We start from the raw sequence: 22486 nt of genomic DNA on the forward strand, positions 1-22486 counted from the left end.
CGACACCATGACCGACACCCGCGGAGGCGACCTCGCCCTGGTCGGAGCGCGACTGCGCACCAACACGAACACCGACGCCGGCGCCACCGCGATCCTCGTGCGCGACGGTCGCATCGCGCTGATCGGCGACGACGCGGCGGTGCGCGCCGAGGCCGTCGCCGCGGGGATCCCCGTGCGCGACCTCGACGGCGCCGTGGTTACCCCCGGCCTCTTCGACTCGCACACCCATCCCCACTGGGCGGCCGAGGTGACCGCGGGGCTCGACCTCGGCGGACTCGAGACGGTCGAGCAGCTGCGCGAGGCGATCGCCGCCGAGCACGCGCGGCTGCCCGACGGCGCCTGGCTGCGCGGCTGGAACCTCGAGTACGAGGCGTTCGAGCACACCGGCCTGCGCGGCGAGCTGCTCGCCGACGCGGCGCCGGGCCGCCCGATCGCGCTCATCTGCTACGACCTGCACACGGGCCTCGCGACCGCTCCGGCGCTCGACGCCGCGGGCATCACGGGCGCGCGCGAGTTCGACGATGCGAGCGAGATCGTGGTCGACGAGGACGGCACCCCGACCGGCGAGCTGCGCGAACCGACCGCCTACAACCTGCTCTTCGACGCGGCGCCGAAGGCGTCGCACGACGACGAGCGCGACGCGCTGCGCGACATGTTCCGCAGGCTCGCGGCGGTCGGGCTCACGGGCGGCGCGATCATGGACGGCAAGGACCGCACGGTCGAGCTGCTGGCCGAGCTCGAGGAGCGCGGCGAGCTGGATCACCGCCTCACCGTGCACCACTGGCACGCGGTGGGCGACACCGACGAGGACGTGGCACGGACCATCGCCGGCAAGGGCCGGTCGGGCCGCCTCTGGCGCAACGACGGGATCAAGCTGTTCAGCGATGGCGTGATCGACACCGGCACCGCCTGGCTGCACACGGTCGATGCGTGCGGCGACGGCCGGGTGCCGTTCTGGCCGTCCTGGGACCGCTACGCCGAGGTGGTGCGCGCCTACCACGACGCCGGCATGCTCATCGCGACCCACGCGGTCGGCGACTACGCCGTGAGCCGGGTGCTCGACGTGTACGCGACGCTGCCCGAGCGCGACGGCCTGCCGTTCCACTCGATCGAGCACCTGGAGGTGCTCGCCGACGAGGACGTGGAGCAGCTGCGCGGATTCAACGCCGGCCGCGGCGATGCGGGCGTCACCGCCTCGATGCAGCCGCTGCACATGCAGTGGCGCGCGGCGGACCACAGCGACAACTGGGCCGCCCGGCTCGGCGAGGGGCGCGCCGAGACCGGGTACCGGGTGCGCAGCGTGCTCGACACCGGCGTGCGCCTGACCCTCGGATCCGACTGGCCCGTGGCGCAGTACGACCCGCGGCTCGGCATGGCCTGGGCGCGCGGACGGCACACGCCGGGCGATCCGCAGGCGGCCGTGTTCGAACCCGAGCAGCGGCTCACGGGCGAGGAGGCGCTGCTGGCCTACACGCTGTGGCCCGCGCTCGCCCGCGGACACGAGGATCGCGGAGTGCTCGCGGTCGGCGCCGTCGCCGATCTCACGGTGTGGGCGCAGGATCCGGTCGAGACCTCGCCCGACGAGCTCCCCGAGCTGCCGATCCGCCTGACCGTGGTCGACGGCCGCGTGGTGTTCGCGGCGTAGCGGAACGAGCGGTGGGGTCCGGCCCCGGGTCGGACCCCACCGCAGCCCAAAGTCAGGAAGTCTGCGCCGCCGCCCGAGCGAACTCCTCGACGAAGCGCTCGATGTCGTCCTCGGTCGCGATGCCGCCGTTCGGGCCCATGCGCATCACCGAGCGGGACGCCGCAGCCACGGCGAAGCCCGCCGCCCGCCGCAGAGGCCAGCCGGCACCGAGCCCGTAGACGAGAGACCCCCCGAGCGTGTCGCCGGCGCCGGTGACGTCCGCGACCGGAACGGCGTACCCCGGCACCTCGAACGTCTCGGACGCCGTGTGCACGATCGCTCCGGCCGCCGCCCGGGAATGGAGCAGCACCTCGACCTCGTGCGCGACCAGCCAGGCGCGCACCTCCGCCTCCGACGCTCCGTCGCCGAACGACGCCTCGAAGCCGCGGTCGTTCATCATGACGACGTGCGCGCCCCGGATCAGAGCGATGTCGCCCTCCGCGAGACCGCCGACGTCGAGATCGAAGACGACCCGGCGCCCGGCAGCTCGCAGCTCCCGCAGCACCCCGGTCGCGTCGAGCGCGCCCAGCCGCAGGCGCTGAGCCCGGTCGAGCGTCGTGTAGAGGTAGCCGGGCCTGGCGAGATCCGCGAGAGCGTCCTCCGGCAGCCGCATGGGCCGCTCGTCGACGTCGGGCGTCATCACGACGTGCTCGCCGTCGACGAGGAAGATGAGGTTGCGCTGGTCGCCGATCTCCTCATCGAAGAGCATGTGGGGGACTGCGACGCGATTCTCGGCGAGATCCGCGAGGATCCGATCCGTCAGGTCCCCTCGATTCAGCAGCGAGATGAACTCGGTGCGTCCGCCGAAGCCCGCGTGCACCCGTGCCGCGTTCGCGATGCTGCCGCCCATGTAGACGGCGAGCGTGTCGATGATGGTCTTGTCGCCAGGCATGACCCATGTGTCGGCCGCGAAGTACTCGTCGACCGCCACATCGCCGATGAAGACGGCGGGCGCATCCACCGTGCCCGTTGCACGTGCCGGACTCATGCCGCCACCCCCACACTCACTGGTCCGCCCGCGAGCGGGGTCCACGGAGAGGATCCCGAATCGACGCAGGACGCGAGCCAGTAGTACGAGGTGGGGCCGTCGGCCCCGCGGCACGCGTCGTGCCATGTCCCCGGGGCGAGCACGACCGCGGCGCCCGGAGGGATCAGGAAGGCGCGCACGTCGTCGGACGCGGGGGCGGTCGCCGCACTCGCCTCAGCCACCGCGAGCACGATGGCGCGCCCAGCGGGGAGCAGCGCCTCCTCGACATTCGCGTGGCGCTCCATCACCGTGCTGACGAAGGGGGCGCCGGGCGCGGAGGTCATCCCGAGACTCGGGGTCTCGCGGGTGATCGGCCGCTCATCGTAGGCGTCCGTCCAGTCGGAACCCGCGGTACGCACCAGCTCCGGTGCGATCCCGTCGAACGCGACGATCCTGCCGTAGGGAGCGAAGGACTCCGCGGTCAGGGCCTCGGCCGTGATCGTCCGGACCGGTGCTTCGGCGCTCACCGCGCGCTCCGCACGGCGGCCACCGCGTCCATGAGCCGTGCCACGTGGGCGGCGTCGACCACGCCGGTGTCGCGGTAGGTGTCCTTGAGGAAGCTGCCGACGATCGCGCCGTCGGCCGAGCGGAGCTGCTCGGCGGCGTTCGCGTCGGTCACGCCCGCGCCCACCACGAGCGGGAACCCGGACGGGAGAGCGGCTCGGAACCGCTCGATCTTCGACACGGCGGTCTCCATGCCGGTGCCGTCGCCCGTGACGACGATCGCGTCGGAGCGCTGCGCGCCGAGTGCGAGGTCCTCGGCCTCGGTGCGCCCGGAGCGGACCGGCTGGTACTTGAACCGGACGCCGCCGAGCACGAGCGCCCGGCTGGACGAGCGGCGCTCCGCGAGCCGAGCCGCATACTCATCGTCGTCAGCGGGCTCGAGGTGGCCGGCGACCGAGTCGAGCTGCACGAAGCCGACCGGGAATTCCTCGGCGAGGGCGAACGCCAGCTCGTGGTCGCGCAGCACGTTCAGGCCGATCACGGTCGTCGGCGCGTCGGCGCAGACGGCTTCGAGTGCGCGCCGCACGTCGTCCGAGTCGCCGAAGTAGTTCTCGACGATCACCGCGTCGACGCCGCCGTCGGCGAGGATGCTCGCCTCGGCGCGTGCGCGGGCCACCTTCTCGGCGGGGCCGTCGCCGCCGAGGTGGAGCATCGCGAGCACCGGCTTCGGCGTCGGGAAGAGCCCGCGCCAGCGGTCGAGGGCGGTCGGGTGCTGATTCATGTCGTTCACCGGGCGATCCGGCCTTTCTTCGAGGTCCACCGGAAGCGCTTCTCGAGCACGCTCTGGAGGATCATGATGAGCGAGACGACGACCAGGTAGTAGATGATCGCGACCGCGTAGTACTCGGCGTAGCGGTAGGTCGCCTGCACGCCGATCGTCGCCACGCGCAGCAGCTCCTGCAGCGAGATCACGCTCGCGATCGCGGTGAGCTTGACGAGGGCGACGAGCTCGTTACCGAGCGGGGGAAGCGCGATCCGGGTGGCCTGCGGCACGATGACCTTGAAGAAGGCCTGCACCGGGGTCATGCCGAGCGCGCGGGCCGCGAGCCGCTGCCCGTCGTCGACCGACATCAGCGCCGAGCGGAGCATCTCGGCGACGTAGGCCGCCTCGCTGATGCCGAGCGCGAGGATCGCCGCGATGAACGGGTTGTACCAGTCGCTGCGGAGCGCCGGGATCAGCTGCGGAAGGGCGTTCCAGCAGATGAGCAGGAGCAGCATGGAGGGCAGCGCGCGGAAGAACCACAGGTAGGTGTTCGCCGACGCGAGCGCCACCCGGCTCTTGGACGACTTCATGAGGGCGATGGCGAGCCCGATCGCGACGGCCAGCACGAGGCTGCCGAGGGCGACCAGCACCGCGACCACGGCGCCCTGCAGGTAGACCGGGGAGATCAGCTGCTCCCAGAAGATGGACGGATCAAAGCTCATTTCAACCTCATTCGATGGGTGCCCCGCGCCGGAGCGCGGGGCACCGGTCGGCTACAGCGCCTTCGTGTCGACCTTCGCGACGTCGTCGGGGTTCAGGCCGTACTTCTCGGCGAGCTTCGCGAGCGTGCCGTTCTCGATCAGGGTGTGGATCGCCTGCTCGACCTCGGGCGAGAGCTTGCTGCCCTTGTTCGTGAACGCGCCGAACCAGTAGCTCGAGGGGAAGAGGCCGGGCACGGCCTTCAGATCGTCGTTCTTCTTGGCGAGCGTCGCCGCCAGCACGGTGGTGTCCGCGAGGCCGTCGAGCTTGCCGCTGCGGATGGCCGGCACGGCGTCGACCGATCCCGGATATCCGGTGACCTCGATCGCTTTCTTCCCGGCGGCGGTGCACGTGTCGCTGACCTCCTTGACGTGCGCCTCGTCCTCGGTGCCGGTCTGCGCGGCGAGCCTCAACCCGCAGAGATCGAGCGGATCCTTCACCCGCCCCGCGACGCTGCTCCGCAGCACGACCTCGGTACCGGTGCGCAGCACGGGCACCGCGTCGGCCACCTGGACGCGCTTCTCGTTGACGTAGGCGCCCGACCAGACGAGGTCGCACTTGCCCGACTGCAGCCCCGGGATCAGACCGTCGAAGTCCATCACGTTGACCTTGGTCTCGACGCCGAGGAGCTTGCCGACCTCGCGCGCGGCGTCGACGTCCCAGCCGATGACCTTCCCGCTCGTGCCGTTCTCGTAGTACTCGAGCGGTTCGTAGCTCAGCGCGACGCAGTCGTTGAGCACGCCGGCCTCGTGCAGGCCCGCCGGCCCGCCCTTCGTGCCGTCGGTCGGGGCGTCCGAGCTGCAGGCCGTGAGGGACGCAGCCAGGATCGCTGCGGCGCCGATGCCGGCCAGGATCTTCGCGCGGTGTCGCATGGGGATCTCCTTCGATTCCGTGTTCGTGTGTGGTGCGGGATGAAACGGGTGGTGCCTGATGAGGGTGGGCGGCGCCGGAGTCAGACGGCGCTCGCGGGCGCGTCCGACCAGAGCCGGGCGCGCTGGCGATCCAGCTCGGCCCAGACGTCCGGCGCGTTCTTCAGCTCGTGCAGGAGCATGAGCGGGTGCCGGTCGGCGAGGGCGGCGATGACCCGGCGGACTTCGGCCGGATCGAGGATGCCGTCGCCCAGGCAGACGTGGTTGTCGTAGTGGTCGAGCACGATGCGGAGTCCCGCGTCGGCGCGCTCCTCCACGGTCCCCTCGATGGCGTACTCGGGAGCGAGCAGGCCGTTGCGGAAGTACTCGACCTCCTTCGCCGGGCAGTCGGAGAGGTGCAGCGCCGAGACCCGGTCGACGAGCCGCTCGTCGAGCACGTTCAGCGCGATCCACTCCGCGGACAGGGCCCGGATATCGCCTCCGGCCTTCCGCTCCAGCTCCCGCATCGCGGGCGTCAGCTCGACGTCGGGGAGCAGGAAGGATCCGGCGCCGCCGCGCAGCCCGGTGGCGTGCAGGAGGTGGTTGAGGTCCCAGCCCAGGCGCAGGCGGTCCGACGGATCGTGCACCTCCGCGAACACCCGGGCGAAGTCGTCCGCCGTCTGCGCGCCGAACTCGAGTCCCCAGCCGGCGTTCTCCAGCTCGATCACGGGGGAGGCGGCGTCGATGAGGCCGTGCTGCTCGAGCACGCGGAGGAATCGCTGGGTGAGCACGATCATGGCGTCGAGCACCGCTCGTCGGTCGACCGAGAACGCCCAGGCGCCGTCGACGGGCATGTAGTCGATCAGGTGGAACACGTAGGCGTCCGCGCCGAGATCGCGGGCGAGCGCGTACTCGTCGCGCCACCGGCCGAACATGTGGTCACCGGTGAGGTCGCCGAAGTACTCGCGGACCTTCTCGCTGCCCTCGAACCGTTCGACGAGCTCCCCATAGCCCACGTCCGCGACGAAGGGGGTCGGGGCCGCCCAGTAGGAGGAGTGGACGCGCCGCACCCGGGCGGCGCGGAGCGCGGCGAGCAGACGCTCGCGATCCTCGGAGGACGCCGCGAGGGGCTCGGTGCGCGGAGCCAGGTCGGCCATGAACACCTCGGCGCCCCGGACGCTGCGATCTGCGATCGCCGGGCCGGCTGCCTCGAGGTCGGCGGCCCGGCAGGTGACGTACTCGCGCACGTCGGCGATCGTCGGGGTCGGAACGGGAACAGCCGCGTGGTTCTGATCAGTGGACATGACGGAGGAACTCCTTGGTGCGCTCGCTCTGCGGATTCTCGAAGAAGCCCTCGGGCTCCTGCTGCTCGACGATGACGCCGTCGTCGAACAGGACGACCTCGTCGGCGACCCGGCGCGCGAAGCGCGTCTCGTGGGTCACGACGAGCATGGTCATCCCGTCGCGGGCCAGGCCCTCCATCACGCGGAGCACCTCGCCGACGAGTTCCGGGTCGAGCGCGCTGGTGGGCTCGTCGAAGAGCATGAGCTTCGGCTCCATCACCAGGGCGCGGGCGATGGCGACGCGCTGCTGCTGCCCGCCGGAGAGCTCCGAGGGGTACTTGCCGGCGTGGGCGCCGAGGCCGACCCGCTCGAGCATCATCACGGCGCGCTCCTCGGCCTCGCGGTGCGGCACGCGCTGCACCGTGGTCAGCCCGCTCATCACGTTCCGCGTCGCGTTCAGGTGCGGGAAGAGGTTGAACTGCTGGAACACCATGCCGACGGACTGCCGCTGCTTCGCGAGGATCCGCTCGGGTGCCGGGCGTTCGGACCCGGGCCCGCCGACGGTGCCCAGCCGCTGGCCATCGATCTCGATGGTCCCCTGGTCGGCGCGTTCCAGCAGATTGATGAGGCGGAGCGTCGTGGACTTGCCCGAACCGCTCGGACCGAGCATGGCCTTGACCTGCCCGGGACGGATCGAGAGATCGACGCCGCGCAGCACGGACCGATCTCCGTAGCTCTTGTGCAGGTTGCGCGCATCGAGCAGCGGCGTTGCTGCTGGCGCTGCGGGTGTGTCCACGGGCCCTCCTTCGGGTGACTCGCGCAGCGCTGGGACGGTGCGCAGGGACGACAGTAGCGGGAAGCGGAGAGCGGTGCGAGCGCAGAAATGCGGATGATCGCGCCCATTTCAAGCATTTTTGACCGAATCGAGCATTCTCGATGTTTCGGTGATGATCAGATCGGGCTCGCTTGTGCAAAACTGATCGCGCGGCGATGCAAGATTCTGTATAACGAATCGGTGACGAGAAAGTGGCGGCATGGACTTCGACGGAGCACTGATCGATGCACTGCGCGACAACGGACGGCTGCCGGTCAGCGAGATCGCGCGTCGGCTCGACGTCCCGCGGCGTCGGGTCCAAGAACGGATGCGCACGCTGCTGGACAGCGGGGCGATGCGGATCGTGGCGAACGTGCATCCGGCACTGCTCGGGATCCACACCTTCTGCGACGTGATGATCTGGGTCGACGGTGCGACCGCTCCGGTGCTCGAGGCGCTCCACCGCTTCCGCGAGGCGACCTTCATCACCGCGGTCGCGGGCAATTGCGACGTGGTCGTCGAGGTGGGGGCGGAGAGCCGGGCGCATCTCGATGAGCTGCTGGCCCGGATCCGCGCAGTGCCCGGAGTGCGTGAGACCGCGAACTCCCAGTTCGTCCGGATCTTCAAGAGCAGGTTCGAGACGGCGAGCGAACTCACCGAGACCGTCTTCCCCTCGCCCGACGGGACCGACGCGCGGATCATCGCTCTACTGCGCGAAGACGGGCGGATGCCGTATCGCGAGCTCGGAAGCGAGGTCGGGCTCTCGGTCGGTGCGGTGCGCGCGCGGCTGGCACGGCTCACGCAGAGCGGCATGCTGCGGGTCACTTGCGAGCTCGATGATCCGGGCCCGGCGCGCCGGATGCAGATGGGCGCGAGCCTCCGGCTGAGCGGCGAGAACCCGGAACTGATCGACGCGCTGCGGGCGATGCCCGCCGTCGAGTTCGGCGCGGTCGCGGTCGGCCAGTTCGACATCGTGATGACCATCTCGGGCCCCACGCTCCGCTCCCTGCACTCCGCCCTCGACGGGATCCGAGCCCTCGACGGGGTCAGCACCGTGACCTCGTGGATGCACCTGGACGTGGTGCGCGAGAGCTACGAGTGACGCGCCGGGATCAGCTCGCGCCGAGCCCGCCGCTCAGCCGGTCGTGGAAGTCGTTCGAGGTCGGGTTCATCCCGACGATCTCGACGGTCGTTCCGCGGTGGCCGTACTTGGTGACCACGGCGTCGAGTGCGGCGACGCTCGACGCATCCCACACGTGGGATCGGCTGAGGTCGACGACGACGCGCGCCGGATCCTCGGCGTACGCGAACTGGGTCGTGAGGTCGTTGCTCGACGCGAAGAACAGCTCGCCCGTCACGGTGTAGCGCGCCTGCGGCAGCCCGTCGACCTCGGTGAGCTCGCGCTCGACCGAGACGACGCGGGCCACGCGCCGCACGAACAGCACCGACGCGACGAACACCCCGGCGACCACGCCGATCGCGAGGTTGTGGGTTGCGAGCACGACGACCACGGTCGCCACCATCACCAGGGTCTCGCTGAGCGGCATGCGCTTCAGGGTCGACGGGCGCACCGAGTGCCAGTCGAAGGTGCTCGCGGATACGACGATCATGACGGCGACGAGCGCGGCCATCGGGATCACGGCCACCACGTCGCCGAGCGCGACGACCAGGATCAGGAGGAAGGCGCCCGCGAGGAACGTCGAGATGCGGGTGCGGGCTCCCGACACCTTCACGTTGATCATCGTCTGCCCGACGACGGCGCAGCCGCCCATGCCTCCGAAGAGGCCCGAGACGATGTTGGCGACGCCCTGCCCCCAAGACTCGCGGGTCTTGTTCGAGTGCGTGTCGGTGATGTCGTCGACGAGCTTCGCGGTGAGGAGCGACTCCATGAGCCCCACGAGGGCCATGCCCAGGGCGAACGGTGCGATGGTGGTGAACGTCTCCCAGGTCAGCGGCACGTTCGGCACGAACAGTTCGGGCAGGCTGCGCGGCAGCTCGCCCTGATCGCCCACGGTCGGCACGTTGATCGCGAACACGACGACCAGCACGGTGATGACGACGACGGTCACCAGCGGGGCGGGCACGACCCGCGTGATCCGCGGCAGCAGGATCAGGATCGCGAGGCCGCCCGCGACGAGCGGGTAGACCATCCACGGCACCCCGATGAGCTGCGGGAACTGCGCGGCGAAGACGAGGATCGCGAGCGCGTTGACGAAGCCGACCATGACGCTGCGCGGGATGAACCGCATCAGTTTCGCGACGCCGAGCGCGCCGAGCACGATCTGGAACACGCCTGCGAGCAGCACCGTGGCGATGAAGGTGTCGAAGCCGTATTGACGGGCCACGGGCGCGATCACGAGGGCGACGGCGCCGGTGGCCGCGCTGATCATCGCCGGCCGGCCGCCCACGAACGCGATGGTGACCGCCATGATGAACGACGAGAACAGGCCGACCTTGGGGTCGACGCCCGCGATGATCGAGAACGAGATCGCCTCGGGGATCAGCGCCAGCGCGACGACGAGTCCCGCGAGCACTTCCCGGGTGAGGAGGCGCGGGGACTTCAGGGCAGCGAGCACCGGGGAAGCCTAGCGGATGACGCGGTAGCCCTTCGCCGGGTCGAAGCCGTGGATCTCTCGGGTGTCGAGCGCGGCCATGAAGTCGAGCACCTCGGCCGTGATCACCTGGCCGGGGACGAGGACGGGGAATCCGGGCGGGTAGGGCGTCACGAACCCGGCGGACACCGGCTCCTCGCCGCGGCCGACGCGCTCGCGCAGCTCCTCCGGCGTGACGTATTCGATCAGCTGGCGGCGCTGCCCGTCGGTGAACGCGGAACGCAGATCGCCGTCCGGCAGCCCGGAACCGTGCGCATACGCCGGCGCGAACGCACTGAAGTCGGGCAGCGGCGGCATCTCCTCCGCGTCGGACGCGACGGGCGGCAGGCCGTGGGCGACGCGATCCCGCTCGAACCGTTGCGCGAGCTTCACGAGCACCTCGATGAGGTACGCGATCGCGCTGCGCGAGGTGCCGATGTTGGTCATGAACAGCACGGTGTTGCGGCTCGTCTTGTTGACCTGGATCCCGTACTGGTCCATGAGGTACTGGTGCTTGAACGTGTCGCCGTCGACGCCCGTGCGCGTGATCTCGATGGTGACCCGGCTCGGGTCCACGACGAACTCGTCGTCGTCCCAGGCCCGCCACATCTCGGCCAGTCCGTCGCGCAGCGGCATCGGCCGGCTGCTCCCGCGGTAGTCGGCGGGGACGAGGTCGTGGGCGGTCAGCACCCGGAAGGTGCGGCGCAGCAGCGGGTGCCGCGCGACGGCCTGCGCGAGGCTCGTCGCGAGGTCGAGCTGGCGCTGCACCAGCTCGAAGCCCTCGAGCTCCACCTGGCGCCGGCCGAGGTCGAGCGAGGCGAGGATCTGGTAGTTCGGCGAGGTCGAGGTGTGGGTCATGAACGCTTCGTGGAACGCGTACTCGGCCTCGAGCGCCCAGTCCTGGTCGTACACGTGGATCATGGATCCCTGTCGCAGCGCGGTCAGCGTCTTGTGGGTCGACTGGGTGGCGTACACGCGGATCCGGGCATCGGGCGCGGGCAGCAGCCGCTCGGACAGCCAGGCCGCGTCGTCGCGCGGCGCGCCGGTCTCGGGATCGAAGAGGCGCGCGCGCTGCTCCTCGTACGCGGACGCGTGCGCCGCGGAGCGGAGCCGGCCCTCGAGCCGTTTCGCCGCGGCCATCGCGGTGCGGCGCCGGGTCACGGGGTGGAAGGCCGCGAACGCGAACCAGGCCTCGTCCCAGAGGAACACGAGGTCGGGCTTGATCGCGAGGCACTCGGCCATCACGCGCTCGGGGTCGTAGACGATGCCGTCGAAGGTGCAGTTCGTCAGCGTGATCATGTGGACCTCGTCGAGCCGGCCCGCGGCCCGGTAGTCGAGGAGCAGCTGCTTGATCCGGCTGAGCGGAACGGCGCCGTAGAACGCGAAGTCGTTGAGCGGGTACGCCTCGAGGTAGGCGGTGCGCCCGCCCGTGAGCATGAGGGCGTGGTGGTGGGACTTGTGGCAGTTGCGGTCGACGAGCACCACGTCGTCGGGCTCGACGAGCGCCTGGTGCACGATCTTGTTCGCCGTCGAGGTGCCGTTGGTCACGAGGAAGGTGCGGTGCGCCCCGAAGGCGCGGGCCGCGAGATCCTGCGCCTTCTTGATCGCCCCCGTGGGCGCGAGCAGCGAATCGAGCCCGCCCGAGGTGGCCGAGGTCTCGGCGAGCAGCAGGTTCATGCCATAGAAATCGGCGAGGTCGCGGATCCACTTCGAACTGACGACCGAGCCGCCGCGGCCGACCGGGAGCGCGTGGAACACGCCGACCGGACGGCGGGCATGATCCTGGATCGCCGAGAAGAACGGGGTGTCGTAGAGGTGGGAGACGCGGCGCAGCAGCGAGAGGTGGAGCTCGAGCTGATCCTCCCGGCGGAACACGCGGCGGAACCGGTGTGTGAGGGCCCCCGCGAGATCCTCGATGTGGGCGCCCGCGACGAGGTACAGGTCGACCTCCGGTCGCAGCGCGGCGAGCGTGTCGGCGAGCTGCATGACCCGGTGCACCGAGGCGAGCGCGCTCCGCGAGGACGCGGGTGCCGCCCCCGGCTGCTGCTGATGCGCCAGCTCGATCGAGTCGCGCAGGTCGCGGCTCAGCGCCTGGCGGCTGCGGTCGCTGAACCCGGGGCGCACGATGCAGGCGAGGATGTTGGGGTTGGTGAGCAGCGCGGCGATGGCGTCGTCGGCGGACGGCACGATCACGAAGTCGTAGATGAACGCGTCGGCGCTGGTGCGCAGTCGCTGGGCCTCGGCGTAGAGCGCGTCGCGGTCGCCCGCGGTCGTCTCATCGACGAGCAGCACCTCGAAGCGCGGGCGGGGATCCTGATCGTCCTGCTGCTCGGCGAGCTCCGCGTCGTCGAACGAGTCCTCCGCCGAACCCGGCACCGTGGTGCGGCGCAGCCGGTGGACCACCCGGCCGATGCGATCGAGCGCGCCCGCGGCATCGCCCTGCGCCAGCAGCTCGCCGATCTGGCGCACGTAGCGCTGGCCGAAGCCGGCCCAGTAGAGCTCGATCGTCTCGAGGGCCCTCAGGGAACGGCGGATCTCGCCGTCGCTCGCGAGCGCATCGCCCGAGTTCCCCTCGAGCGCGATCCGCTTCACGGCGAAGCGCAGGAACTCCCACGCATCGCTGCGCAACCGCCAACTGCTCGCCGGCATGCCCGGATCGCGTTCGAGCTGGTTCTCAAGCGTGGGGGTCATCGGTGACGTCTCCTTCGGGCAGCGGTGCGCAGGCCACGCTCCGAGCTGTCCCCCCGGTGCGATTCGGTGTCCGAGTCTACGCGGAGAGGTATGCCCCGACGGTCAAGATGACGGCCCCGGTCGCCCGGCATCCCGGACAGCCGGAGGGGCGCGCGGGCGCATAGACTGTGAGGCATGGCGAATGCGTTCGATCGGAAGCACCGGATCGCGGTGCTGGGCGGCGGTCCCGGCGGATACGAGGCGGCGCTCGCGGGCGCCCAGCTGGGGGCCGAAGTGACCCTCATCGAGAGAGTCGGCGTCGGCGGGGCCGCCGTGCTCACCGACGTGGTCCCTTCCAAGAGCCTCATCGGCACGGCCGGCGGCGTGCAGGCCGTGCGCGACTCGGGCAAGCTCGGCGTGCAGGCGTTCGTGCCCGGCGGCGACGGCAAGCCCGTCCGCCCCGAGATCGCCGTCAACCTCAAGGCCGTCAACAAGCGCCTGCTCGCCATGGCGGCGGCGCAGTCCGACGACATGCACCGCACCCTCGAGCAGGCCGGCGTGCGCATCGTGCACGGCGAGGGCCGCCTCGACGGTCCCAACGCCGTGGTCGTGGCGACCACGGCGGGCGCCGAGGGCACCGACTTCGACCGCATCGAGGCCGACACCATCGTCGTCTCGGTCGGCGCGAGCCCGCGCGAGCTCGACAGCGCGAAGCCCGACGGCGAGCGGATCCTCACCTGGAAGCAGCTGTACGACCTGCCCGCGATCCCCGAGCACCTCGTGGTCGTCGGCTCCGGCGTCACCGGTGCCGAGTTCGCGAACGCCTACCGCACGCTCGGCGCCGAGGTCACCCTCGTGTCGAGCCGCGAGCAGGTGCTCCCCGGCGAGGACAAGGACGCGGCGGCCGTGATCGAGCGCGAGTTCAAGCGCCTCGGCATGAACGTCATGTCGAAGTCGCGCGCCGACTCCGTGACCCGCACCGAGAACGGCGTGCTCGTCGAGCTCTCCGACGGCCGCACCATCGAGGCGTCGCACTGCCTGATGGCCGTCGGCTCGATCCCCAACACCGCGGGGCTCGGCCTCGAGGAGGCCGGTGTCGGCCTGACCGAGAGCGGGCACATCCACGTCAACAAGGTCGCGCGCACCTCGATCCCGTCGATCTACGCGGCCGGCGACTGCACCGACTTCTACCCGCTGGCCTCGGTCGCGGCGATGCAGGGGCGCACCGCGATCATGCACGCGCTCGGCGACTTCGTGCGCCCCATCGACCTGCGCAACGTCTCGTCGAACGTCTTCACCTACCCCGAGATCGCGACCGTCGGCTGGAACGAGCACAGCCTCGCCGACGCGAGCGACATGGCCAAGGCCATCTCGCACACGATCCCGCTCAGCGTGAACCCGCGCGCGAAGATGATTGGCTTCACCGACGGCTTCGTGAAGCTGTTCGCCTGGCAGGCCTCCGGCACCGTCATCGGCGGCGTCATCGTGTCCCACCGCGCGAGCGAGCTCATCTTCGGTCTCGCCCTCGCCGTCGAGCACCGGCTCACGGTCGACCAGGTCGCCTCGGCGTTCACGGTCTACCCGTCGATGACGGGCGCGATCACCGACGCGGCCCGCGCGCTGCACCAGCGGTGAGCGGCGCCGTGCGCACGCGCCGTCCCGCGGCGAACGCGGTCCTCGGCCGACGCGCGCTGCTCGGCGGTGCGCTCGGGCTCGTCGGCGTGGGCGCCGCGGCGCTCGTCGGCTGCACTCCGGCGAAGCCGAAGTTCGTGCCGTCCGAGGACGGCGTGCAGGCCGCGGTCACCGTGAAGGTCGTCGACAACGCGTACGAGCCCGCCGAGGTCTCGATCGCCCCGGGGCAGGCCGTGCGGTGGGAGTTCATCGGCCCGGACCAGCACGACGTGATCCAGTCCGACGGGGAGTTCGCGAGCAAGCTGCAGCGCGAGGGCAGTTACACGCACCGGTTCGCCAAGGCCGGCGACTACGCGTACCTGTGCTCGATCCATCCCGAGATGAAGGGCGTCGTGCACGTCACGGCGGCCTAGTCGGGCCGGCGGCCGGGCGTAGGCTGACCGCATGACTGAGCAGCGCTCGCACGACGGCCTCGTGCTTCCCCCGATCGGCTTCGGCACCTACCGCCTGAACGGCATTGCGGGCGCCGCGGCGGTCAGGAGCGGCATCGAGGCGGGCTACCGCCTCATCGATTCCGCGTTCAACTACGAGAACGAGGGAGCGGTGGGGCGCGGGGTGCGCGATGCCGCGGTCGACCGCGACGAGCTGATCGTCACGAGCAAGCTCCCGGGTCGGCATCACGCGACCGACGCCGCGCTCCGCACGATCCAGGAGAGTGTCTTCCGCACCGGCCTCGACCGTATCGACCTGTACCTGATCCACTGGCCGAACCCGATCAGCGGCGACTTCGTCGCTGCCTGGCGCGCGCTCATCGAGGCGCGCGAGCGCGGGCTCGTGCGGCACATCGGCGTCTCCAATTTCCTGCCCGAGCACCTCGAACGGCTCGAGGCCGAGACGGGCGTGCGGCCGTCGGTCAACCAGATCGAGCTGCACCCGTTCTTCCCGCAGGAGGAGCAGCTGGCGTACCACCGCGAGCGCGGCATCATCACGGAGGCGTGGAGCCCCGTGGGGCGTGGGCCGATCATGGCCGCGGAACCCGTGGTGCAGCGCATCGCCGCAGCCCATGGCATCTCGCCCGTGCAGGCGATCCTGGCCTGGCACGTCGCCCGCGGTGCGGTGCCGATCCCGAAGTCCGCGGATCCGGGCCGACAGGCCGAGAACCTGCGGGCCGCCGATGTGCGGCTCTCGGCAGAGGAGGTCGCCGAGATCACGGCGCTCGGCCGCCCCGACGGCCGGTTGAAGGATCAGGACCCCGCGGTCTACGAGGAGTTCTGACTCACGGCCCGGCGTGGCGCCGAGGGCGCCCGGGTCAGGCCGCGGACGCCTCGTCGATCGTGGCCTCAGGAGCCGCGATCCGCAGTGAGACGAGCTGCTCGGCCCGCGTCGGCGCGACGTGCACGGTGATCAGTTCGTCGGCGTCCGCGTGCTTCGCGAACGCCTCCAGCTCCTCGCGCACGCGCTTCGGTCCGCCGATCGCGGTGTAGCGCAGCATCCCGCGGATCTCCTGCCCGGCGGGGGTGTCCAGGAGCGGCGCCGCCTCGTCGGCCGTGAGCTCGCGCTCGCGCCCGCGCGACAGGAATCGGCGGACCCGGTCGAGCTCGGCCCGGGTGAACAGCGCTTCGGCTGCCTCGTCGGTCTCGGCCGCGACCACGTTGACGCCCGCGATCACGTGCGGCTCGGGGTGCCCCTCGCGCGGCTGGTAGGTGGCGCGGTAGTGCGCGACGGCGCCCGTCAGCGCCTGCGGCGCGAAGTGCGAGGCGAAGGCGTAGGGGAGGCCGAGCTGCGCGGCGAGGCTCGCGCCGAACATGCTCGACCCGAGGATCGTGAGCGGCACCTTCGTGCCGCGGCCGGGGTAGGCGTTGACGGCCGCGCGCGGTAGCTCGTCGGACAGGTACGCCTGCAGCTCGAGCACGTCGCTCGGGAAGCTCTCGGACGCGGAGTGCGTGCGGCGCAGCGCGCGGAAGGTGGCGCCGTCGCTGCCCGGTGCGCGTCCGAGGCCGAGGTCGATGCGGCCGGGGTGCAGTTCTGCGAGGGTGCCGAACTGCTCGGCGATCACGAGCGGCGAGTGGTTCGGGAGCATGATCCCGCCGGCACCCAGGCGGATCGTGCTCGTGTGCGCCGCGATGTGCGCGATGAGCACCGAGGTCGCGCTCGATGCGATCGAGGGCATGTTGTGGTGCTCGGCGTACCAGACCCGGCGGTAGCCGCCGGCCTCGGCCGCGCGGGCCAGATCGACCGAGTGGGACAGCGCCGACCGGATGTCTCCGTCCTCTTCGATTGCGGCGAGGTCGAGCACGGAGAGCGGAACGGCAGTCATGCGGAGTGCAACCGGGGCGCTCGGGCGCCTATTCCCCGCGACTCGCCGCGATCGGCGGCTCGCCCACCGAGCTGCGGCTCGCGTCGATGAGGCGGATCATCGACCCGTGGAGCTCGCGCAGCTCGTCCTCGGTCATGTCGAGCCGCTGCGCCATCTGCGGCGGGACCTCGAGCGCGCGGGTGCGCAGCGCACGTCCGGCGTCGGTGAGCGTGATGTCGAGACGGCGCTCGTCAGCGGCGGATCGCTGCCGCGCGAGCAGACCCTGCTGCTCCAGCCGCTTGATGAGCGGAGACAGGGTCGACGCGTCCTGATGCAGGAGCGTCGCGAGACTGCCGAGGCTGAGCCGTTCGTGCTCCCAGAGGGCGAGCAGCACCAGGTACTGCGGGTGCGTGATCCCCAGGGGGTCGAGCACCGGCTTGTACGCCGCGACGATGCTGCGCGAGGCGACGGTCAGGGCGAAGCACACCTGGTGGTCGAGGGAGAGCGGGTCCGCTGCGGTCATCCCTCGATTATCGCGGATCGGTTCCTGGGCGTATGGTTATTTCATGCACCAAGTATTCGTGCATGAACGAATGGAGGATCCGTGTCCGACGAGCGCACCACGACCGAGACCGCCGAGACCGTCGCGGCCCACCGGCCCGCCCGCGAGGGGGAGGGGCTCTTCGCTCCGCGCAGCGATCGCGCGCACCCGCTGACGATCCCCGTGTTCGTCGTATCGGCGCTCCTCGTCTTCGGCGGCTTCTACCTGATGGGCCTCGCACCGAGCATCGCGGGAGCCGAGCTGTGGCTGTTCCTCGCCGGGATCCTCGTCGACACGATCGGGTTCTGGATCGCCTTCGGCTGGTGGCAGGCTCGCGACCTCTGAGTCTTCCTCGCGATACTGGAGGCATGACCCTTCCCGACGGCTACCGCATCATCCCGCTCGACGACCGCGCCCGTCTCGACGACGTGCTCGAGGTCGACACGTGGGCGTTCCCCATCGAACACGGCCTCGACGAGCTGCGGCAGCTGCCCAGCCCGCTGCCCTGGGGCCGGATGTGGGGTATCGAGGCCGTCGAGCCGCCCGCAGGATCCCTGGCGCCCGCGAACGCCCTCGCCGGGATGTACGGCGCCTACGACCTGCGCGCCTTCCCGGTGCCCGGCGACGAGACCGCGTGCAGCTGGGTGACCTGGGTCGGCGTGCACCCGAGCCACCGCAGGCGCGGCCTGCTTCGATCGATGATCGCCCACCACTTCGCCGAGGCGCGCGGACGCGGGGAATCGCTGTCGGTGCTCAACGCCGCCGAGGCGGGGATCTACGGCCGCTTCGGTTACGGGCACGCGGCGCCCACCCTGTCGCTCACTGTGCCACGGGGCGCCGAGCTGCGCCCGGTGGCAGGATCCGACGCCCTCCGCGGCGAGTTCCTCACCTGGGACCCCGAGGCGCACGGCGATCTCGTCGGCGCGCTGCATCGCTCGGTCGCGCAGGTGCCCGTCGGGATCGGCCGCCCGGGATGGGCCACCTGGGAGACCCCGGAGCTGCGCCGCGCGCAGGACGCCGACCCGGCGATCCTGCACCGCGGCAAAGAGGCGCTGCGGCTCCTCGTCGTGAGCGACGCGTCCGGGCAGGCGCAGGGATACGCGCGGTTCCGGCGATCCGTCAACTGGGACGGCGCGGTACCCGACGGCACGGTGGAGGTGCGCGACATTGTCGCCCTGACCCCCGCTGCGGCGCACCGGCTCTGGAGTCTGCTGCTCGACCTCGACCTCACGAACCGCGCGACCGTCGACATGCTGCCCGTCGACGACCCGATCATGCACCTGCTCATCGACGTGCGGGCCGCCGAACCGCGCCTGCGCGACCTCGTCTGGGTGCGGATCCTCGACCTGCCCGCCGCCCTCGCCGCCCGCCGCTACGCGGCACCCATCGACCTGGTGCTCGACGTGCACGACGCGTTGATCCCCGAGAACGCGGGGCGCTGGCGCGTCACCGTGACGGAGGCGTTCGGGCCCGCGTCCGTGGAGCGGGTCGGTGCTGGTGGTGTTCTTGGTGCTGGTGTTCGTGGCGCCGGTGGCGTTGCCGATCTCGTGCTCGACATCGACGCGCTCGGCGCGGCGCACCTCGGCTCGACGTCGCTCGCGGCGCTCGCGCTCGCGGGCCGCGTCGAGGCGCGGGATCCGCGCGTGCTGGCCGCGGCCGCCGTCGCGTGGTCGTGGCCCATCGCGGCCGGTGCCGACTGGGAGTTCTAGGCTGTTGCTGCGGTTGCTGCCTGGTCGCCCCGGTCTGCCTGGTCCGCCTGGTCCGCCGAAGGAGATCCGGCGTGAGAAGGACCATTCCGCCGGATTGCTCCTTCGGAACGCGGATCTCCTTCGGACGCCGGGGGCATCGAGCACCCACGAACGTTCGATGCTATTCTGGAGGAGCGCGGGGCAGTAGCCCCAAGAAGTGAGCCTGGCAGTCTTCCGGACGGTACGACGAGCCGGGCTCGTGCTCTTTCCCGGCCTATTCGGCAAGGCGTACGACGCCGCCGATCAGAGGTTCGGAGCGGCGGCGCCAATCCCCGCCGGCCTGGCAGCACCACGCAACCGCGTCGCTGACCCAGAGCAGCGGATATTCGTGCGGTGAGGCGTGATCGTAGGAGAGGCTGCGGCGGTAGTTCCTCTGATCCAAGCGTGCTCGTATGACGCGTCGGTCGGAAACCTGGACGGATTCATTGCGTTCGAGGATCAGACGCGATGCCGACGAATCGACGAGATCATCGATGAGGTGTTCGAGGCATTGGGTCCGTGCCGCGGCTGGAACCTGATGCGGTGCGATGTACACCTGAGCCGTGACGTCGAGGGCTGCCATCTCGGACAGTAGGCGTTTCCGAGAAGAATCGGATTCGCTCTTGAAATGGATGCGACGTTGACCTCTGCGGACGAGTCCGCGCAGTTTTTGGTTCGTCTCCGCGTGCGAGGAACTCGAGGTGAAGCTCGCGGCCAGGATGAACTCCCTGGCTTTTGACTCATCGACGAACACCGAGCTTCGGGCTGGAAAAGCCGCGAGGTCGGTCACTTCGCACGCCGGAGCTTGCCGTCTTTGCCTTCGCGGACGATGCCGCGTTCGACAGCGCGTGCGATCGCCGTGCTCAACGCGTTCCTCGGATTGATCCAGGTCTGCTCGCCCCAGCGTGCGAAGAACGCCTGGTGGAGTTCTTCCCGTGTCAGACCGGAGCGGGATTCCTCCACGACGAATCGAACCATCTCGACCGATCTCACCCGGCCGCCTTCGAGGCGGAAATCGAAGTCCTCTCCTGCGGGCGCAGGCGGGAGAAGGGGAGCCGCCGACGCGTCCTGGGTCGCGTTGGAGTCGTCATTGCGGGTCATCGCCTGAATTGCCTGGATGGCCTGGGCCAGATGTTCCTGGAGAGCCTGCTCTGCTGCGAGGTCCGCTTCGAGAGAGGCGAGTTTGCGGCTTGACGCGATTCGCTGGGATTCGAAGGTTCGCAGGACTGTGGGCAGTGACACATCGGACATGTGGAGAGGCTATCGCTAACATGTGGGCGGTTACAAGTTGAACGTGAGTGTTCTGTTTGCTTCATGTGTGGATGTGGTGTGGCATGCGGTGGGCTGAGGCCGTGAGCGTGTGTGGTACCTGATCCTGATACCGCGTTCGTGTCGCTCGGTCCGCTTCCGAAGGTGATCCGGCGTGAGAAGGACGATTCCGCCGGATTCCTCCTTCGGAACGCGGATCTCCTGGGGGAGGCCCGGCGCATCCGTGCGGGAACAGCACAAGGCGCCCGGACTCCCTCGGAGCCCGGGCGCCTTGCGCTGTGCGTCTGGGTTACTCGGCGTCGACGATGTTGAGCAGCACGTGGCCGTTCGACACAGTCTGGCCGAGGGGTGCGTCGATGCCGCGCACGACGCCGTCGCGGTGCGCGTAGATCGCCTGCTCCATCTTCATGGCCTCGAGCACGACGACGAGTTCGCCGGCCTCGACCTGCTGGCCCTCTTCGACGGCGAGCTTCACGACGGTGGCCTGCATGGGGGCCGCGACCGAGTCGCCCGTCGCGGCGGAGACACCGGCGCCCTTCGCGCGCTTGGGTGCGGGACCGCGAGTGATCTGCTGGTCGGCGAGCGGGATCAGGGTGGCGGGCATGACGACCTCGACGCGGCGTCCGTCGACCTCGACCACCACGGTCTGGCGCTTCGGATCCTGCACGACGGGGGCGACCTCACCCTCCCACGGCTCGATGTCGTTGTGGAACTCGTTCTCGATCCACAGGGTGTAGACACCGAATCGACCGTCGGGCGCGGTGAACGCCGGGTCGCGGACGATCTTGCGGTGGAACGGGAGCACGGTGGGCAGGCCCTGGATCTCGAACTCGTCGAGGGCGCGGCGGGAGCGCTCGAGCGCCTCCTCGCGGGTCGACCCCGTGACGATGAGCTTGCCGAGCATCGAGTCGAAGGAGCCCGAGATGACGTCGCCGGACTGCACGCCGGTGTCGACGCGGACACCCGGGCCGAGCGGCGGACGGAAGAGCGCGACGGGGCCCGGCGCGGGGAGGAAGCCGTTGCCCGGATCCTCGCCGTTCAGACGGAACTCGAAGGAGTGGCCGTGCGCGATCGGATCGGCGTAGTCGATGACGCCGCCCTCGGCGATCCGGAACTGCTCGCGCACGAGGTCGATGCCGGTGACCTCCTCGGAGACGCAGTGCTCGACCTGGAGGCGGGTGTTGACCTCGAGGAACGAGACCGTGCCGTCCTTCGCCACGAGGAACTCGCAGGTGCCGGCGCCCACGTAGCCGACCTCCTTGAGGATCGCCTTCGACGAGGAGTAGAGCTGCTCGATCTGCTCGTCGGTGAGGAATGGCGCGGGCGCCTCCTCGACGAGCTTCTGGTGGCGGCGCTGCAGCGAGCAGTCGCGGGTGGAGACGACCACCACGTTGCCGTGGGCGTCGGCGAGGCACTGGGTCTCGACGTGGCGGGGCTTCTCGAGGTACTTCTCGACGAAGCACTCGCCGCGGCCGAACGCGGCGACGGCTTCGCGGGTGGCCGACTCGAACAGCTCGGCGACCTCGTCGCGCTCGTAGGCGACCTTGAGGCCGCGGCCACCGCCGCCGAAGGCGGCCTTGATGGCGATGGGGAGACCGACCTCGTCGGCGAAGGCGAGCACCTCGTCCGCGTTCTCGACCGGGTCGCTGGTGCCGGCCGCGAGGGGCGCGCCGACCTTCTCGGCCACGTGGCGCGCCGAGACCTTGTCGCCGAGGCGCTCGATGGCGTCGGGGCTCGGGCCGATCCAGGTCAGCCCGGCGTCGATGACGGAGCGGGCGAACTCGGCGTTCTCGGCGAGGAAGCCGTAGCCGGGGTGCACGGCGTCGGCGCCCGAGCGGCGGGCGACGGCGAGGATCTTGTCGATGACGAGGTAGGTCTCGGCGCTGGTGGTTCCGTTCAGCGCGTAGGCCTCGTCGGCGAGCTGGGCGTGCATCGCGTCGCGATCCTGATCGGCGTAGATCGCGACCGAGGCGATCCCGCTGTCTTTCGCGGCGCGGATGATGCGGACGGCGATCTCGCCGCGGTTGGCGATGAGCACTTTACGAATGCGCGACATGCTCAACAGCCTATTGGAGGGGTGGCCCCGATCCTTGGATATGCACGACAAACCTCTCGGAGAATCGTTGCCGATGGCTACA

General features: G+C 70.4%; 21 protein-coding genes. 7 read left to right on the plus strand and 14 right to left on the minus strand.

All coding sequences use genetic code 11. The features are described from left to right. Positions 1 to 7: 7 nt before the first annotated feature. A complete protein-coding gene (locus ABD169_RS04105) occupies positions 8 to 1645 on the plus strand; it encodes an amidohydrolase (protein ID WP_344029660.1) in 1638 nt (545 codons plus the stop codon). Between the two features lie 52 nt (positions 1646 to 1697). Here the strand turns inward: ABD169_RS04105 and ABD169_RS04110 are convergent, their stop codons facing one another. The 7 genes from ABD169_RS04110 to ABD169_RS04140 form a co-directional block, all read right to left on the minus strand. After that, positions 1698 to 2672: a carbohydrate kinase family protein gene (locus tag ABD169_RS04110; protein ID WP_344029661.1), complete on the minus strand. Its 975-nt coding sequence runs from the start codon at positions 2670 to 2672 to the stop codon at positions 1698 to 1700. Next, on the minus strand, positions 2669 to 3178 hold the full coding sequence (locus tag ABD169_RS04115) for an ureidoglycolate lyase (protein WP_052961491.1): 510 nt from the start codon (positions 3176 to 3178) through the stop codon (positions 2669 to 2671). Before ABD169_RS04115 ends, ABD169_RS04110 begins: the two co-directional genes overlap by 4 nt. Beyond that, positions 3175 to 3936 (minus strand): BtpA/SgcQ family protein, encoded by a 762-nt coding sequence (locus ABD169_RS04120; RefSeq protein WP_344031634.1) that lies wholly within the window; start codon positions 3934 to 3936, stop codon positions 3175 to 3177. The genes ABD169_RS04115 and ABD169_RS04120 overlap by 4 nt, the downstream gene beginning before the upstream one ends. Before the next feature lie 5 nt (positions 3937 to 3941). Continuing rightward, on the minus strand, positions 3942 to 4640 hold the full coding sequence (locus ABD169_RS04125) for an amino acid ABC transporter permease (RefSeq protein ID WP_046456086.1): 699 nt from the start codon (positions 4638 to 4640) through the stop codon (positions 3942 to 3944). Positions 4641 to 4691: 51 nt separating this feature from the next. Next, the gene (locus ABD169_RS04130; RefSeq protein WP_344029663.1) at positions 4692 to 5549 is read right to left on the minus strand and encodes a transporter substrate-binding domain-containing protein; all 858 of its coding nucleotides are present in this window, start codon (positions 5547 to 5549) and stop codon (positions 4692 to 4694) included. A gap of 80 nt (positions 5550 to 5629) precedes the next feature. Next, positions 5630 to 6829, minus strand: a complete 1200-nt coding sequence (locus ABD169_RS04135) for a TIM barrel protein (RefSeq protein WP_344029665.1) — start codon at positions 6827 to 6829, stop codon at positions 5630 to 5632. Then, on the minus strand, positions 6819 to 7604 hold the full coding sequence (locus tag ABD169_RS04140; RefSeq protein WP_046456083.1) for an amino acid ABC transporter ATP-binding protein: 786 nt from the start codon (positions 7602 to 7604) through the stop codon (positions 6819 to 6821). The genes ABD169_RS04135 and ABD169_RS04140 overlap by 11 nt, the downstream gene beginning before the upstream one ends. 238 nt (positions 7605 to 7842) lie before the next feature. Between ABD169_RS04140 and ABD169_RS04145 the strand changes: the two genes are divergently transcribed. Beyond that, positions 7843 to 8724, plus strand: coding sequence for an Lrp/AsnC family transcriptional regulator (locus ABD169_RS04145; protein ID WP_046456082.1), 882 nt, complete (start codon positions 7843 to 7845; stop codon positions 8722 to 8724). Positions 8725 to 8734: 10 nt separating this feature from the next. On the opposite strand, the gene ABD169_RS04150 is transcribed toward ABD169_RS04145, so the two are convergent. Together ABD169_RS04150 and ABD169_RS04155 are read right to left on the minus strand one after the other, a co-directional pair. Beyond that, positions 8735 to 10198, minus strand: a complete 1464-nt coding sequence (locus tag ABD169_RS04150) for a SulP family inorganic anion transporter (protein WP_344029668.1) — start codon at positions 10196 to 10198, stop codon at positions 8735 to 8737. A 9-nt stretch (positions 10199 to 10207) separates the two neighbouring features. Further along, positions 10208 to 12904 carry an aminotransferase class I/II-fold pyridoxal phosphate-dependent enzyme gene (locus tag ABD169_RS04155; protein WP_344029671.1) on the minus strand — a complete coding sequence of 899 codons (2697 nt, stop codon included), beginning with the start codon at positions 12902 to 12904 and terminating at the stop codon, positions 10208 to 10210. 174 nt (positions 12905 to 13078) lie between these two features. Between ABD169_RS04155 and ABD169_RS04160 the strand changes: the two genes are divergently transcribed. From ABD169_RS04160 to ABD169_RS04170, 3 genes are read left to right on the plus strand one after another with little or no spacing between them, the layout of a single operon-like run. Further along, complete coding sequence (locus ABD169_RS04160) at positions 13079 to 14518, plus strand: NAD(P)H-quinone dehydrogenase (protein ID WP_046456079.1); 1440 nt, start codon at positions 13079 to 13081, stop codon at positions 14516 to 14518. An 8-nt stretch (positions 14519 to 14526) separates the two neighbouring features. Then, positions 14527 to 14928, plus strand: coding sequence for a cupredoxin domain-containing protein (locus ABD169_RS04165; RefSeq protein ID WP_344029674.1), 402 nt, complete (start codon positions 14527 to 14529; stop codon positions 14926 to 14928). Between the two features lie 31 nt (positions 14929 to 14959). Then, on the plus strand, positions 14960 to 15790 hold the full coding sequence (locus ABD169_RS04170; protein ID WP_344029677.1) for an aldo/keto reductase: 831 nt from the start codon (positions 14960 to 14962) through the stop codon (positions 15788 to 15790). A gap of 34 nt (positions 15791 to 15824) precedes the next feature. On the opposite strand, the gene ABD169_RS04175 is transcribed toward ABD169_RS04170, so the two are convergent. Together ABD169_RS04175 and ABD169_RS04180 are read right to left on the minus strand one after the other, a co-directional pair. Further along, positions 15825 to 16832, minus strand: coding sequence for an LLM class flavin-dependent oxidoreductase (locus ABD169_RS04175; RefSeq protein WP_344029680.1), 1008 nt, complete (start codon positions 16830 to 16832; stop codon positions 15825 to 15827). A gap of 28 nt (positions 16833 to 16860) precedes the next feature. After that, positions 16861 to 17334 carry a MarR family winged helix-turn-helix transcriptional regulator gene (locus ABD169_RS04180; RefSeq protein ID WP_344029683.1) on the minus strand — a complete coding sequence of 158 codons (474 nt, stop codon included), beginning with the start codon at positions 17332 to 17334 and terminating at the stop codon, positions 16861 to 16863. An 81-nt stretch (positions 17335 to 17415) separates the two neighbouring features. Here ABD169_RS04180 and ABD169_RS04185 point away from each other — a divergent pair, with 81 nt between their 5' ends. Next, on the plus strand, positions 17416 to 17697 hold the full coding sequence (locus tag ABD169_RS04185) for a hypothetical protein (protein WP_344029686.1): 282 nt from the start codon (positions 17416 to 17418) through the stop codon (positions 17695 to 17697). Between the two features lie 23 nt (positions 17698 to 17720). Then, positions 17721 to 19061 (plus strand): GNAT family N-acetyltransferase, encoded by a 1341-nt coding sequence (locus tag ABD169_RS04190; protein WP_344029689.1) that lies wholly within the window; start codon positions 17721 to 17723, stop codon positions 19059 to 19061. 253 nt (positions 19062 to 19314) lie between these two features. On the opposite strand, the gene ABD169_RS04195 is transcribed toward ABD169_RS04190, so the two are convergent. The 3 genes from ABD169_RS04195 to ABD169_RS04205 form a co-directional block, all read right to left on the minus strand. Further along, complete coding sequence (locus ABD169_RS04195; RefSeq protein ID WP_344029692.1) at positions 19315 to 19869, minus strand: hypothetical protein; 555 nt, start codon at positions 19867 to 19869, stop codon at positions 19315 to 19317. Continuing rightward, positions 19866 to 20330 (minus strand): hypothetical protein, encoded by a 465-nt coding sequence (locus ABD169_RS04200; protein WP_344029697.1) that lies wholly within the window; start codon positions 20328 to 20330, stop codon positions 19866 to 19868. Before ABD169_RS04200 ends, ABD169_RS04195 begins: the two co-directional genes overlap by 4 nt. 307 nt (positions 20331 to 20637) lie before the next feature. After that, a complete protein-coding gene (locus ABD169_RS04205; protein ID WP_344029700.1) occupies positions 20638 to 22404 on the minus strand; it encodes an acetyl/propionyl/methylcrotonyl-CoA carboxylase subunit alpha in 1767 nt (588 codons plus the stop codon). Positions 22405 to 22486: the final 82 nt, after the last annotated feature.

Origin of the sequence: Leucobacter iarius (genome assembly GCF_039530105.1) — a bacterium.
Classification (GTDB): Bacteria; Actinomycetota; Actinomycetes; order Actinomycetales; family Microbacteriaceae; genus Leucobacter; species Leucobacter iarius.